This window comes from Micromonospora sp. C95 (assembly GCF_018070465.1).
GTDB lineage: Bacteria > Actinomycetota > Actinomycetes > Mycobacteriales > Micromonosporaceae > Micromonospora.
This window is the reverse complement of sequence record NZ_JAGPXT010000025.1, coordinates 42,410-56,444: the sequence shown is the minus strand read 5'-3', so window position 1 is coordinate 56,444 and position 14,035 is coordinate 42,410. Positions and strand designations below refer to the sequence as shown.

Below are 14,035 nucleotides of genomic sequence, written 5' to 3'. Positions count from 1 at the left end.
GTTCCTCCCTCGTGGCGGTCACTCCCCTGCTGATCGGAATGCCCGAGATGCGACAGAGTTCCCTCGTGGTGGTGGCCAACCGCCTACCCATCGACGACAGCGTGGCACCCGACGGTGCCTGCGAGTGGCGACGCAGCCCCGGTGGGCTGGTCAGCGCGCTGCACCCGCTGTTGCGCCACACCCCCGCGACCTGGGTCGGCTGGGCCGGCGGGACCGGCCCCGCGCCCGAGCTGCCCGACATCGACGGGGTACGGATGCACTCCGTGCCGCTCAGCGGCGAAGACCTGCGCGACCACTACGAGGGTTTCGCCAACGCGACCCTCTGGCCGATCTATCACGACGCGGTGGAGCAGCCGCAGCACCATCGGCGCTGGTGGGACGCCTACCTGCGGGTCAACAAGCGGTTCGCCGAGGCGACCGCGCAGGTCGCCGAGCCCGGCGCGGTCGTCTGGGTGCAGGACTACCACCTGCAACTGGTGCCGGGGCTGCTCCGCACGCTGCGGCCCGACCTGCGCATCGGCTTCTTCCTGCACGTGCCCTTCCCGCCGCCGGAGCTGTTCATGCAACTGCCCCGCCGGGCCGAGTTGCTGCGCGGGATGCTCGGCGCCGACCTGGTCGGCTTCCAGCGCGCCCAGGCGGCGCACAACTTCGCCCAGCTGGTCACGAAGGTGCTGGGGTTGCCGGCCACCGACCGACGGATCGGCATCGAGGACCGGGTGGTGCGCATCGGCGCGTTCCCGGTGTCGATCGACACCGTCGAGATGGCCGCGCTGGCCGACCGCCCGGACGTGGCCGACCGGGCGCGCCGGCTGCGCCACGATCTGGGCAGTCCCGACCAGGTGATCCTCAGCGTCGACCGGATGGACTACACCAAGGGCATCGAGCAGCGGCTCAAGGCGTACAGCGAGTTGCTGGCCGGCGGGCACGTCAAGGTCCGCGACACGGTGCTGGTGCAGGTGGCGGTGCCCAGCCGGGAACGGGTCAGCCAGTATCAGATCCTGCGGGACCGGGTGGAGCGGGAGGTCGGGCGGATCAACGGGGAGTTCGGCCGGGTCGGTGAGCCCGCCATCCACTACCTCACCCAGCCGTTCGACCGCGCCGAACTGGCCGCGCTCTACCGGGTCGCCGACGTGATGGCGGTGACCCCGCTGCGTGACGGCATGAACCTGGTCGCCAAGGAGTACGTGGCCGCCCGGGTCGACGACACCGGCGCGCTGCTGCTCAGCGAGTTCGCCGGGGCCGCCGCCGAGCTGCCCCAGGCGTACCTGGTCAATCCGCACGACCTGGAGGGGCTCAAGCAGGGCCTGCTCGCGGCGGTGCGGGCCAACCCCGCCGACGTCCGGGAACGGATGCGGTCCATGCGCGCGTACCTGCACGAGCACGACATCCGAGCCTGGGCCCGCTCCTACCTGTCCACGTTGGATCAGAGCGGGTCGATGCTCGCCCTCCTCGGCGGAAACTGAGAGCGGGCCCGCCGGGCCCCGCCCGCGACGCCTCAGCCGAGGTCGTCGCGGCCCGGGTTCTTGATGAGCCAGTCGAGGATCGCGTCGATGGGCTCCCGCCACCGGGCGTCGAGCATCAGGTCGTGCCCCATGCCGGGAAAGAGCAGCGGAGCCGAGGCGTACCGCCGCGCGGCGCGGTTCAGCGCCGCCGCCGGCACCACCCGGTCGTCCGGGCTACCCAGCACCAGCACCGGCGGATCGCCCACCGCCGGCTCCGGATCGGTGCCGGTCAACAGCTGCCACTGGGCCCGCCGGGCCGCCCGCCCCAGCCGCCCGGCGTGCCGGCGGGCGTCGGCCTCGGGCAGCTCACCACTGAACAGCTGCCTGCGGTTGAGCCGCAACCCGGCGCCGAAGACCGCCGGCAGGGTGCCGAACGGGTTGCGGCGCAACGCCGTGCCGAACGTCGCCCAACCGCCGAACACCGGCGCCACCAGCACGGCCGCCTGCGCCGGGTAGCGGGCCATGGCGTGCGCGACCACCAGGGCCCCGGCGCCGTGCCCCACCAGCACCGCCCGGCGCGGCAGACCCGCCGCCACCTGAACCACGTCGTGGGCGTACGCCCGCAGCGTGGCCTCCGGTGCCGGGGCGCTGCCGCCGTGCCCGCGCAGACTCATCGCGTAGGCGCTGAAGCCACGGGCGGCGACATGTCCGAGCCAGTTCTCCGCGTACGCCCAGGCACCATGGCCGAAGCCCGGCACGAGCAGCAGTGGTGGCCGCCCCTCCTCCAGTTCCGGAACGGCGCTGAGCACCTCACGCCGGACCGGGCGCACCGGCCGCGCCCACTCCCAGCTGCGCATCACCCGCTCGGTCACTTGCTCTCCAGCTCACGTAGGGCGCGCTCCAGCGCGCGCAGGTAGTCGGCGTGCCCGACCTCGAACCAGTGCCGGGTGGAGTCCTTCACCTGCCCCGAGTAACGTTCACCGGCCCCGGCGCGTACCTGGGCGGCGAAGGCGGCGGCCCGCTCCGGACGGCTGGCGCGCGTGGCCAGCAACCGGGCGAAGAGCACGGCCTGCCAGTGGGCCAGCGGGAAGATGCCGGAGTCCGGTTGGACCAGCCCGGTCACCGCGAGCGTGGGATGGTCCGGTACGAGGGCGTTGAGCCACAGCCGGGGCCGGCCGACCCCCTCGTCGTCGCCGAGGATCTTGCCGTCGAGGAACTCGAAGCGGGGCAGGTAGCCGGTGGCGAAGACGACAAGTTCCGGGTCGATCTGCCGGCCGTCGGTCAGCTCCACCGAGTGCGGGTGGAAGCGCGCGATGTCCGGTACCGGGGTGATGGTGCCGTGGCCCACGTGGTAGACGAGCAGGCTGTTGGCGATCGGGTGGGTCTCGTAGACCCGGTGGTCCGGCTTCGGCAGGCCGAAGCGGGTCAGGTCACCGACGGTCAGTCGCAGCGTCCGGTGGTAGAGCCACTGCCGGACCCGCAGCGGCACCCGCAGCGCCAGCAGCAGGTCGTTCACCTGGTCGGCGGGGCGACCGAAGACGTACTTCGGGGCGTACCAGTAGCCGCGACGGGTGGAGTGCCAACACCGGGACGCCTGCTGGGCGGCCTCCACGGCGATGTCGCAGCCGGTGTTGCCGGCCCCCACCACCAGCACCCGCTTGCCGCGCAGCTGCGCCGAGTCCTTGTACGACGAGGCGTGCATGACCTCGCCACGGAACTGCTCCAGCCCTTCGTAGCGGGGCAGCTTCGGCGACCAGTTGTGCCCGTTGGCGATCACCACCGCGGCGTACCGGGAGGTGCGCTCGGGGCCGTAGCCGCCGGTGCTGCGGGTGGTGACGTCCCACCGGTCGTCGCCGACCGGCTCGACGCGCACCACCTCGGTGCCGAACCAGATGTGCCGGCGCAGGTCGAAGTGGTCGGCGTAGCGCTCGAAGTACGACAGCAACTGGCTGTGGTGCGGGTAGTCCGGCCAGTGGTCGGGCATCGGGAAGTCGGGGAACTGGGTGAACGGCCGCGACGAGATCAGGTGGGTGCTGGCGTAGACCGGGCTGCGGTCGTGCCGCCAGTTCCAGGCACCGGCGACGCCGGTCTCGCGTTCGTAGCAGTCGACCCCGAAACCGTGCTCGGCGAGGTTCTTCACGGCGGTCAGGCCGCTGGCACCGGCGCCGATGACGCAGACGGTGTCGCCCCGGTCGGAGACCGGGCGGCCGTCGGGGCCGCGGGCGAGCGTGGTCGTCTCCGGGTCTGGGCGGCCGGGCTCGGGGGAGGTGGGCACCGGGGGATCTCCTTCGTCTCGGCACGAGTGCCGGGTCGCGCGAAATCCTCTCCACAACGGAGCGGGTTGTCCAGCCCGGCGGGCCGCCGGTCTCAGGCGCTGGCGGGCAGCAGCAGGTCGACCAGGACCGGGAAGTGGTCGCTGGCCCGCCGGGCCAGTGGGGTGTCCAGCACGTCGTAGTCGACCACGGTGATCCGTGCGTCGACGAACAGCGCGTCGATGCGCCGGCGGGGATCGGCGCACGAGTAGGTGAGCCGGTCGGTCCGGTCGGCCGCCACCGCCGCGTCGGTCAGCCCATCGGCGACGGTGCGCCACGCCGGCCCGTCCGGCTCCTCGTTCAGATCGGCGGCGGCGATCACCGGGTGAGGTGCGGCGGTCAGGTCCCGCTTGAACAGCTCGGCCTGGCCGGGACGCTCCGCCGGATCGGTGGACAGGTGTGAGCCGGCCACCGTGAACCGGGCCGAGGTGCCCACCCGACAGTCGGCGTACGCGGCGCCGCGCAGGTGCCGGCCGGGGGTGAGCGGGAAGCGCCGGCAGCGGGCGCCGGTCACCCGTACCCGGAGGCTGGTCAGCAGCAGGTTGCCCAGTGACGGCAGCCCACCGGCGGCGACCACCAGGCCGAACGACTCGGCCAGCGCGGCCGACTTCTCCCGCCACCGGAACCGGCGCGGTCCCTCCTGGACGATTACCACGTCCGGTGCCGCCGCGCGCACCACGGCGGCCAGCGCGGCGGTGTCGTCGCGCTGGCCGTGGACGTTGTACGACAGCACGCGCAGCGGCACGCCGGGCTCCGTCACCGGCGGCGGTGTCGAGGACACCGGCACCGCTAGATCCGCCGGGCCAGGTCGGCGGCGCCGATGACGCCGGCGGAGTTGCCGAGCTCGGCCGGGCGGATCTCGGCCACCGGCAGCCGGCTGCGCTGCGCCAGTGCCTCGGTGAACGAGCGACGGGTGGGGCCCATCAACAGGTCACCGGCGTCGATGACGCCACCACCGACGACCAGGATCTGCGGGTCGAGGATCTGTGCCATGTCCGCCAGGCTGGTGCCGAGCCAGCGCCCGACCTGCGCGAACGCCTCGGCCGAGACGGGATCGCCCCCCTTGGCGGCGGCGGTCACCATCGGGCCGGTGATCGCCTCGGCCTCGCCGTCGGCCAGCTCCAGCAGGGCGGCGGCCCGGTGCGGCTCCTGGCGGGCGGCGGCCCGGGCGAACCGGACCAGGGCGCTGCCGCTGGCGTACTGCTCGATGCAGCCGAGTCGGCCGCAACCGCACTGGTGACCGTCGGGAACGGTGAGCATGTGGCCCAGTTCGGCCGCGATGCCGTGGGCACCGCGGACCAACTCGCCGCCGAGCACGATGCCGCCGCCGACGCCGGTGCCGATGGTGAACATGACCATCGAGTCGTCGGCGTGGCGGGCGGCGCCGTAGCGGAACTCCGCCCAGGCGGCGACGTTGCCGTCGTTCTCCACGATGACCGGCAGCCCGACCGCCGCGCTCACGTACGCCCGCAACGGCTCGTCACGCCAGGCCAGGTTGGGGGCGAAGAGCACGGTGGAACGGCTGGCGTCGATCCAACCGGCCGCGCCGATGCCGACCGCCTGGATGTCGTGGCCGGCGGCCAGTTCGGCGACCAGCTCGATGATGACGTCGCGGGTCTTTCCGACGTCGTCGGCGGGGGTGTCCCGTCGGGCCTGCACGAGGACCGTGCCGGTGTCGTCGACGACACCGCCGGCGACCTTGGTGCCACCGACGTCGACTCCGATGGTCAGCGTCACCGCTGCCACTCCCCTCTGCTGTGCCACCCGCACACCTGCCTTCGCCGGTGGTGCGGGTCGTCGTGGTCAGGCCCCGTCGCCTGGTGCGTCGTGCCGTCCGCCGGGCACGGTACGGCCGTCCGATGCGGGCTCGTCACCCGGTGCGGGTTCGCCCTCGGGTACCCGGGAGGCGGGCACCACGCGACGCTCGGTCGGCGTCCGGCGTCCGGCCGGTGCGACCGGCCCGGCGGCGTCGACGGGCCCGGCGGTCGGGACGGCGACGTCCTCCGCCCGGGTCGCGGCGGACCAGACGTCCCGCTCCGGTGCCGGCTGAGAATCATGCCCGGTCCGGGTGGCCTCGCGCCACACGTCGTCACCGTGAGGATCGGCGGAGGCGGTGGCGGTGGCCTCGGCGGCGGTCCCGGCCCCTGGTTCGGCGGTCGAACCGGCCGGGCCGAAGGCGCGCAGAAAACTGGCCAGGCCAGCGGCCAGATCTCCGGCACCGGTGGCCAGTTGTTCGGCGAATTCAGGGCTCGGGTCGCGCAACGCGGCGATGCCCCGACATACCGGGCAGACACGGCATTCGGCCGCGCCGGTGGCGAAACCGCCCCCGGTGCCGCCAGAGGCGACGCCGGGAGCCTCGTTGTGACCGAGGACACCGGTCACGAGCCCGCCGAGCGGACCGAGCGGCACCGCGGCCGGGTTGGCGGCGGCCATCCGTACGGTGGCCAGCAGAGTGGCGACCAGCCGCTCCGCCTCTTCCCGGGCCGTACCCGGATCTGTCGCACCCATGCTGGGCTCCTCTACCGCGGCGACCGGGTCGCCAACTGCGTCACTGCGCCGCACCGGATGCTTCTACCCGGCGCTTGAGCTGCTTCAACGCCGCATCCATGATCATCTTCTCGGCCTTGCGACGGAACATGCCGAGCATCCCGACCGCGAGTTCCACCTCCAGGGTGTAGGTCACGGTGGTGCCCCCGTCGGCGTTGGCCACCAGGTCGTACGCGCCCTGCTGCGCCTTCTGCATCTTCGACGGGGCCACCAGGTGCCACTCGATGCGGGACAGGTCTTCGGCGTAGGCGTACGCCAACACGTACTCGTCGGCCATCACCGTGGCGTCGAGAACGAAACGGACCTGGCTGGCGTAACCGTCCTCGTACTCCTCGATCACCTCCGCCTCGCGGACCGCGTCGGTCCACTCCGGGTAGCTCGGGAAGTCACAGATGACCGCGGCCACCCGGTCCGGTGACGCGCCGATGATGATCGACTGGGTGGAGGAGTCCGCCATGCTGGGAGGCTACCGTCCGGTGACCGCCCGCGCGCCGCGCCGCCCACCTGCGGTGTGCTCCCGGCCGGCCGGGCGGGTAGGTTTCGACGAGGCCACCCGCGCAGGTGGCGGCCCGACCCGGTCCCGTGAGCACGAGGGAGTGCAGGTGCGCGAGTTCACCGTCCCGCCGATCGTCACCGTCGGCGATTCGGCCAACCTCACCGATCCGGTCTGGGACAACGCCGAGGCCGCGCCCGACGCGGTGCAGTTCCTCCGCCGCGACGCGGCGGGCGCCTGGACCGACGTGACCTGCCGGCAGTTCCGCGACGAGGTGGCCGCGGTCGCCCGCGGGCTGGTCGCCGCCGGGGTGCAGCCGGGCGACCGGGTGGCGCTGATGAGCCGCACCCGGTACGAGTGGACGCTCGTCGACTACGCCATCTGGGCGGCCGGTGCGGTCACCGTGCCGATCTACGAGACCTCCAGTGCCGAGCAGGCGGCCTGGATCCTGGGCGACTCCGGCGCGGTGGCCGTGGTGGTGGAGACCACCGCGCACGCCACCCTGGTGGCCGGCGTCCGTGACCAGTTGCCCGCGCTGTCCCACGTCTGGCAGATCGACCTGGGTGGGGTGGACGACCTGATGGCCGCCGGCGCGGAGGTCGAACCGACCGAGATCGAGCGCCGCCGCGCCGGCCTGCGCTCCTCGGACATGGCGACGATCATCTACACCAGCGGCACCACCGGCCGCCCCAAGGGCTGCGTGCTGACCCACCGCAACATGTACGCCGACATCGCCAACGCCGTCCCGGTGCTGCCGAACCTGTTCGGGCCGAACGCGTCGACCCTGCTGTTCCTGCCGCTCGCGCACGCCTTCGCCCGGCTCATCCAGATCGGTGTGGTGCAGGCCCGGGCCACCATGGCGCACTGCTCGGACACCAAGAACCTGGTCGCCGAGCTTCAGGAGGTCAAGCCCACCTTCGTGCTCTCGGTGCCGCGCGTCTTCGAGAAGGTCTACAACGGCGCCAAGCAGAAGGCCGAGGCCGGCGGCAAGGGCGGGATCTTCGCCCGGGCCGAGGCGGTCGCCATCGCGTACAGCGAGGCGCTGGAGACGCCCGGCGGGCCGGGCCTGGCGCTGCGTGCCCAGCACGCGCTCTTCGACCGGCTGGTCTACGGCAAGCTGCGGGCCGCGCTCGGCGGGCGGTGCCGCGACGCGATCTCCGGCGGGGCGCCGCTCGGCGCCCGGCTCGGCCACTTCTTCCGGGGCATCGGCGTGACCGTCTGCGAGGGGTACGGCCTGACCGAGACCTCTCCCGCCGCCTCGGCCAACCTGCCCGGATTCACCCGGATCGGCACGGTCGGCCGGCCGTTGCCCGGGGTGACCATCCGCATCGGCGACGACGGCGAGGTCCTCGTCGCCGGCGATCTCGTCTTCCAGGGGTACTGGCACAACGACCAGGCCACCGCCGAGGCGATCACCGCCGACAGGTGGTTCCGCACCGGCGACCTGGGCTCGCTCGACGGTGACGGCTACCTGACCATCACCGGCCGGAAGAAGGAGATCATCGTGACGGCCGGTGGCAAGAACGTCGCCCCGGCCGTGCTGGAGGACCAGGTCCGGTCGCACCGCCTGGTCAGCCAGTGCGTGGTGGTGGGCGACCGGCAGCCGTTCATCGCCGCGCTGGTCACCCTCGACGAGGAGGCCCTGCCGGGTTGGCTGGAGTCGGCCGGGCTGCCGGCGGACACCGGCATCGAGGAACTGCGCGAGCACGAGGGGCTGCGCGCGGAGATCCAGGCCGCCGTGGACCGGGCCAACCAGTCGGTCTCCAAGGCCGAGGCGATCAAGGTCTTCCGGGTGCTGCCGCGCGACTTCACCGAGGCGACCGGGGAGTTGACCCCGTCGCTGAAGGTCAAGCGCCAGGTCGTGCACAAGACGTACGCGGCGGAGATCGCCGACATCTACCGCGGCTGACTACGATCCGTCACGTGCCCGCCTCCACATCCGCCCTGGCCCGCTCGCACCCGCTCGCCGCCGCGGCGCGCGTCGTCGTGCTCACGCTGGTCGCCGTCCTGACCCTGTTCGCCACCCGTGACGTGACCCAGCTGTGGTGGATCGTCCTGCTGGCGCTGGCCGGGCTACCGGCGATGCTGGCCCCCCAGCACCGCCTCGTCGGCCCGCTCAGCCGGGTGGCGGAGGTGGTGGTGCTCGGTCTGGCGGCCAGCCAGGTCGCCGCGGTGGCCACCGTCGGCGGACACATCGGCGGGCTGGGTGCCTCCGCGGTGCTGCCCTACCTCGCGGTGCCGGTGACCGTCACCGCGCTGCGCCGCCGGTTCCGTGAGGGCGCGGCGCTGATCGGGGTGACCGCCGGCAGTCTGCTGCTCGCCGGCGCGGTCACCGAGGTGGGCGGGGTTCGCCAGCTCAGCCAGCCCGGCTATCTCGCCGTCTGCGCGCAGTGGCTGATCCTGGCCGCCCTCGGTCTCTACGCCGCCGGCACCCTGCACCGGGTGATGCAGGCCCGCCACGACAACAAACCCCAGCCGTACGCGGAGGCGACCCGGCTGCTGACCCAGCTGCGTACGGTGGCCCGTCAACTACCCGGCGCCACGCTGGACCCGGGCGGCATCTCCGAGCACCTGCTGGAGGAACTGCGCACGGTGGCCCGGACCGACCGGGGTGCGGTGCTCTCCGCCAGCGGTGGTGGCCGACTGGTGGTACTCGCCCAGCTCGGCGCGGACCGGGTCGACTGGGAGACCACAATCGACGCCGACTCGGCCATCGCCGACGCCTGGGCCAGCCAGCAGTCGCAGACCTCGGCCCGCTCACAGTCCCGCTCGCACCGTGGTGGCGAGGTCTCGGCGCTGATCGTTCCCCTGGTGGCCGGGCTGCGCACGGTGGGTCTGGTGGTGCTGGAGACCGACACGGCGCACGCGTACCCGCCACCGGTGGTGGCCCAGGTGACCGGGCTGACCGGCCCGGCCGCGCTGCGCCTGGAGGCCGCCCTGCTCTTCGACGAGGTGCGCTCACTGGCCACCAACGAGGAGCGGCAGCGGCTGGCCCGGGAGATCCACGACGGGGTGGCCCAGGAACTGGTGATGGTCGGCTACGGCATCGACAACGCCCTGGCCACCGTGCACGACGACGCCGAGGAGACCGCCGAGTCGCTGCGCCTGCTGCGCCAGGAGGTGACCCGGGTGATCACCGAGCTGCGGCTGAGCCTGTTCGAGCTGCGCAGCGAGGTGGACCGGCACGGTGGCCTGGCCGCCGCGATCGCCGAGTACGCCCGCACCGTCGGCGCCTCCGGCGGCCTGCGGGTGCACCTGTCGCTGGACGAGTCCACCGCCCGACTGCCCGCCGCGACCGAGGCGGAGTTGCTGCGCATCGCCCAGGAGGCGGTCACCAACGCCCGCAAGCACGCCGGCGCGGCCAACCTCTGGGTCACCTGCGAGGTGGATCCGCCGTACGCGCAGATCGAAGTGTCGGATGACGGTCACGGCATAGGTGACCAGCGCTCGGACGGGCACTATGGTCTTGCGATCATGGCCGAGAGAGCGGAACGTATCCGGGGCCGGTTGGAGATCAGGCCGCGACAGCCGAGCGGGACGACCGTCGCGGTGGTGGTCGGTTCACCACCCCGGCGCGATAACGTTCGCGGTAGCGCCGCCGCTGCAGAAGGGGAGTAAGCCGAGGATGACCACAAGCCCGACACCGGCAACCCGTACCAAGGTCCTCCTTGTCGACGATCACGACTTGATCCGCAAGGGCCTGCGGCACGCCTTCGAGCGAGACCGGCAGTTCGAGGTCGTCGGCGAGGCAGCCACCGCGGCGGAGGGCGTCCGGCAGGCCGGTGCCCTGCAACCGGACGTGGTGATCATGGACCTGCGGCTGCCCGACGGCAGCGGCCTGGAGGCCACCCGGGCGCTGCGCAAGTCCAGCGTGTCCATGGGCATCGTGGTGCTCACCATGTACGCCGGCGACGACCAGCTCTTCGGTGCCCTGGAGGCCGGGGCCAGCGCGTTCGTGCCGAAGACCGCGCCGGCCGACGAGGTGGTCGCCGCCGCCCGGCACGCCGCCTCCTCCCCCAGCGCCTTCACCGCCGCCGACCTGGCCGAGGCGATGAAGCGTCGACTCGCCCCGTCCGGCCCGCAGCTGTCCCCCCGCGAGGGTCAGGTGCTGCGGCTGCTCGCCGACGGCATGAGCGTCGCCGGCATCGCCAAGCAGCTGTTCGTCAGCGAATCGACCGCCAAGACCCACATCTCGAAGCTCTACGAAAAGCTCGGCGCGGCCAACCGGGCGCAGGCGCTGATGACCGCGCTGCGGCTCGGTCTGCTCGAGGCACCGGACGCGCCGAAGTTCTGATCGGCGCGACACCGACGAAGATCCGTGTCCCACCTCGGCGGGGCACGGATCTTCGCATCGATCGCCCGCCCGCCCGTACCGACTATGGCCTCCCTCGCGAAAGCGGGGCAGAATACCCGCCGGGGCGGCGTCGCCGCCGAGGGCGTGCGAAGGGGTGAGGCACTTGCAGCGGCCGGACTGGGCACCCGAGACCATCGACGTCGAACGTCCCAGCGTCGCCCGCATGTACGACTACTATCTCGGCGGCTCACACAACTTCGCCGTGGACCGGGCGACCGCGCGCGCGATGGTGGCGGCGGTGCCCCAGGCGCCACTGATGGCCCAGGCCAACCGCGCCTTCCTGCGCCGGGCCGTGCAGTTCCTCACCGACGCCGGCATCCGGCAGTTCCTGGACATCGGCTCCGGCATCCCCACCGTGGGCAACGTGCACGAGATCGCGCAGCGGCACGCCCCCGACTCGCGGGTGGTCTACGTCGACGTCGACCCGGTCGCGGTGGCGCACAGTCGGGAGATCCTGGCCGGCAACGACCGTACGGCGGTCATCCAGGAGGACCTGCGCCAACCCGAGCGGATCCTGACCCATCCCGACGTGCGCGCGATGCTCGACTTCTCCCAGCCGATGGCCGTGCTGGTGGTGGCAGTGCTGCACTTCGTCTCCGACGACGACCGGCCGGCCGAGGTGCTGCGGACCCTGCGCACGGCCCTGGCCCCCGGCAGCTACCTGGTGCTGTCGCAGGCCAGCGACGACGGCCGGGACGAGGCCGAGCGAGCCGAGGCCGAGGAGGTCTACCGGCGCACCGACAGCCCGCTGTGGGTACGCAGCCGGGCCGAGCTGACCGGGTTCTTCGACGGCTTCGAGCTGGTCGAGCCCGGCGTGGTGTGGGTGCCGCAGTGGCGCCCGGAAACGCCGGAGAGCGCCGAGGACGCCGAACGGGCGGTGTTCCTCGGCGGGGTCGGGCGGCTCGGTGGGTGAGCCTGCGGACGGCCGGCCCTGCGTCGGCGTGTTCGCCCGCGCCTGGGCGAAGGCGGTAGCGGGCACCAGCTTTCTGCCGATGCCCCACGCCCAGCTGGAGGTGCTGCTGCAACGGCTCACCGACCTGCTCGCCGAGGCGCTGCGGGCGGAGCCGCTCGACCTGCGGGTGGGGCACCGGGTCGCCGACGAGTTGGTCGCCGCGCACATCGTCTCCGCCGAGGCGCTCGGCCGGACCGTCGAGGTGATCCAGCTTCGCCTGGTCCGCGACCTCGACCTGGTCGCCGACGACATCGAGGACCGGATGGCCCGTCTGCTGGGCGCGGTCGCCACCGGCTACGCCCGGGCGCTGCGGGACCGGACTCTCGACGAGCAGGAGTCCATCCGGCGGGCCGCGATGACCGCCCGCGCCGAGGCGGAGCAGGCCCTACGGGCCAGCGAGGCCCGCTTCCGGCACCAGGCCACCCACGACCCGTTGACCGACCTGCCGAACCGCACGCTCTTCGCCGAACGCCTCGCCGCCGCCGTCGACACATCGGCCGGCGGTGGCCGCCGGGTCGGGCTGTGCTTTCTCGACCTCGACCGGTTCAAGCGGGTGAACGACTCGTTCGGGCACCAGATCGGCGACCGGGCCCTGGTGGCGGCGGCGCGGCGACTGCGTCGGGCGGTCGAGCCGCACCTGGTCGCGCGGCTCGGCGGGGACGCCTTCGTCGTCCTTGTCGAACGGTCCACCGGCACCGGCGACGTGGTCGCCGTCGCCGAGGCGGCGCTGGCCGCGCTCTCCGAGCCGGTGGTGGTCGACGGGCATGACGTGACCGTCACGGCGAGCGTGGGCATCGTGGAGCGGCGGGTCGCCGGGACCTCACCGGACGACCTGATGCGGGCCGCGGGCAGCACCCTGCACTGGGCCAAGTCGGCCGGGGGCGCGGGGTGGGCCCTGTACGACGCGGAGCGTGACGGCCGGGAACAGGCCCGTCAGGAGCTGTGCGCGGCCATCCCGGCGGGGCTGGAACGGGGTGAGTTCTTCCTCGACTACCAGCCGTTGGCCTCGTTGCACGACGGCTCGCTGCTGGGCGTCGAGGCGCTGGTCCGGTGGCGCCACCCTCGGCTGGGGGTGCTGCGCCCGGACAGCTTCATCGGTCTGGCCGAGGAGACCGGGTTGATCGTGCAGCTCGGCGGCTGGGTGCTCGCCGAGGCGTGCCGCGAGGCGGTCGGCTGGACGTCCACCTCGGGTCAGCCCCCGTACGTCAGCGTCAACCTGGCGGTCCGTCAGGTCCGCCGCCCCGGTCTGGTGCAGGAGGTGCGGGCCCTGCTGCGGCGTACCGGCCTGCCCCCGAACCGGCTCCAGTTGGAGATCACCGAGAGCACGATGATGACCACCTCGGAGGAGCCGGTACGTGCCCTTCGTGCCCTCGCCGACCTGGGCATCCGGATCGCCATCGACGACTTCGGCACCGGCTACAGCAATCTGGCCTACCTACGGGACCTGCCGGTGACCGAGCTGAAGGTGGCCGGTGAGTTCGTTCGTGGCCTGCGCACCCCGGAGGCCCTCGCCGACGAGCGGATCCTCGCCTCGCTGGTCTCGCTGGCGCACGCGCTGGACCTGACGGTTACCGCCGAGGGGGTGGAGACCGGCGGACAGGCCGAGCGGCTGCGGGCGATCGGCTGCGACGCCGGCCAGGGCTGGCACTTCGGCCGCCCTGCCTCCCCCGACCACATCCTCGCCCGCATCCGCTGAACCAGCCTCCGCCGCACCGCAACGCTGAACCAGCCTCCGCCGCCACCGCAACGCTGGACCAGCCACGTCCGCCACCCTGACGCTCTGCCAGCCACCTCCGCCGCCGCACCCCTGAACCAGCCACCGCCGCCACCCGAACCAGGGTGTGCGGACACTGTCGAGCTGAACCGTTCGTGCTATCGCCGAACCACGGCGCCGTCGAACCACGGCGCCGTCGAACCACGGCGCCGTCGAACCAC

The 14,035-nt window shown here is 72.9% G+C and carries 12 protein-coding genes; 6 read left to right on the top strand and 6 right to left on the bottom strand.

What is annotated here, in order from left to right; all coding sequences use genetic code 11:
- The first annotated feature begins 47 nt into the window (after positions 1-47).
- Positions 48-1,463, top strand: a complete 1,416-nt coding sequence (locus KBX00_RS23340; protein WP_210830198.1) for a trehalose-6-phosphate synthase — start codon at positions 48-50, stop codon at positions 1,461-1,463.
- Positions 1,464-1,495: 32 nt separating this feature from the next.
- Here the strand turns inward: KBX00_RS23340 and KBX00_RS23335 are convergent, their stop codons facing one another.
- The 6 genes from KBX00_RS23335 to KBX00_RS23310 all read right to left on the bottom strand — a co-directional run bounded on the left by KBX00_RS23335 (position 1,496) and on the right by KBX00_RS23310 (position 6,758).
- Positions 1,496-2,299: an alpha/beta fold hydrolase gene (locus KBX00_RS23335; RefSeq protein ID WP_301548476.1), complete on the bottom strand. Its 804-nt coding sequence runs from the start codon at positions 2,297-2,299 to the stop codon at positions 1,496-1,498.
- An 11-nt stretch (positions 2,300-2,310) separates the two neighbouring features.
- Positions 2,311-3,717 (bottom strand): NAD(P)/FAD-dependent oxidoreductase, encoded by a 1,407-nt coding sequence (locus tag KBX00_RS23330; protein WP_210830196.1) that lies wholly within the window; start codon positions 3,715-3,717, stop codon positions 2,311-2,313.
- Between the two features lie 92 nt (positions 3,718-3,809).
- Complete coding sequence (locus tag KBX00_RS23325) at positions 3,810-4,514, bottom strand: endonuclease/exonuclease/phosphatase family protein (RefSeq protein ID WP_210830195.1); 705 nt, start codon at positions 4,512-4,514, stop codon at positions 3,810-3,812.
- Between the two features lie 29 nt (positions 4,515-4,543).
- Positions 4,544-5,491 carry an ROK family glucokinase gene (locus KBX00_RS23320; protein WP_210830219.1) on the bottom strand — a complete coding sequence of 316 codons (948 nt, stop codon included), beginning with the start codon at positions 5,489-5,491 and terminating at the stop codon, positions 4,544-4,546.
- 66 nt (positions 5,492-5,557) lie between these two features.
- On the bottom strand, positions 5,558-6,262 hold the full coding sequence (locus KBX00_RS23315) for a hypothetical protein (RefSeq protein WP_301548459.1): 705 nt from the start codon (positions 6,260-6,262) through the stop codon (positions 5,558-5,560).
- 40 nt (positions 6,263-6,302) lie between these two features.
- On the bottom strand, positions 6,303-6,758 hold the full coding sequence (locus KBX00_RS23310; protein ID WP_210830194.1) for an SRPBCC family protein: 456 nt from the start codon (positions 6,756-6,758) through the stop codon (positions 6,303-6,305).
- 145 nt (positions 6,759-6,903) lie between these two features.
- On the opposite strand from KBX00_RS23310, the gene KBX00_RS23305 reads away from it, so the two are divergent.
- The 5 genes from KBX00_RS23305 (at position 6,904) to KBX00_RS23285 (ending at position 13,796) form a co-directional block, all read left to right on the top strand.
- Complete coding sequence (locus KBX00_RS23305) at positions 6,904-8,703, top strand: long-chain fatty acid--CoA ligase (protein WP_210830218.1); 1,800 nt, start codon at positions 6,904-6,906, stop codon at positions 8,701-8,703.
- A gap of 14 nt (positions 8,704-8,717) precedes the next feature.
- Entirely contained in the window at positions 8,718-10,412 is a 1,695-nt protein-coding gene (locus KBX00_RS23300; protein WP_210830193.1) for a histidine kinase, read from the top strand.
- A gap of 7 nt (positions 10,413-10,419) precedes the next feature.
- Complete coding sequence (locus KBX00_RS23295) at positions 10,420-11,088, top strand: response regulator transcription factor (RefSeq protein ID WP_092382321.1); 669 nt, start codon at positions 10,420-10,422, stop codon at positions 11,086-11,088.
- Between the two features lie 163 nt (positions 11,089-11,251).
- The gene (locus KBX00_RS23290) at positions 11,252-12,061 is read left to right on the top strand and encodes an SAM-dependent methyltransferase (RefSeq protein ID WP_210830192.1); all 810 of its coding nucleotides are present in this window, start codon (positions 11,252-11,254) and stop codon (positions 12,059-12,061) included.
- 79 nt (positions 12,062-12,140) lie between these two features.
- Positions 12,141-13,796 (top strand): bifunctional diguanylate cyclase/phosphodiesterase, encoded by a 1,656-nt coding sequence (locus tag KBX00_RS23285; RefSeq protein ID WP_210830217.1) that lies wholly within the window; start codon positions 12,141-12,143, stop codon positions 13,794-13,796.
- Positions 13,797-14,035: the final 239 nt, after the last annotated feature.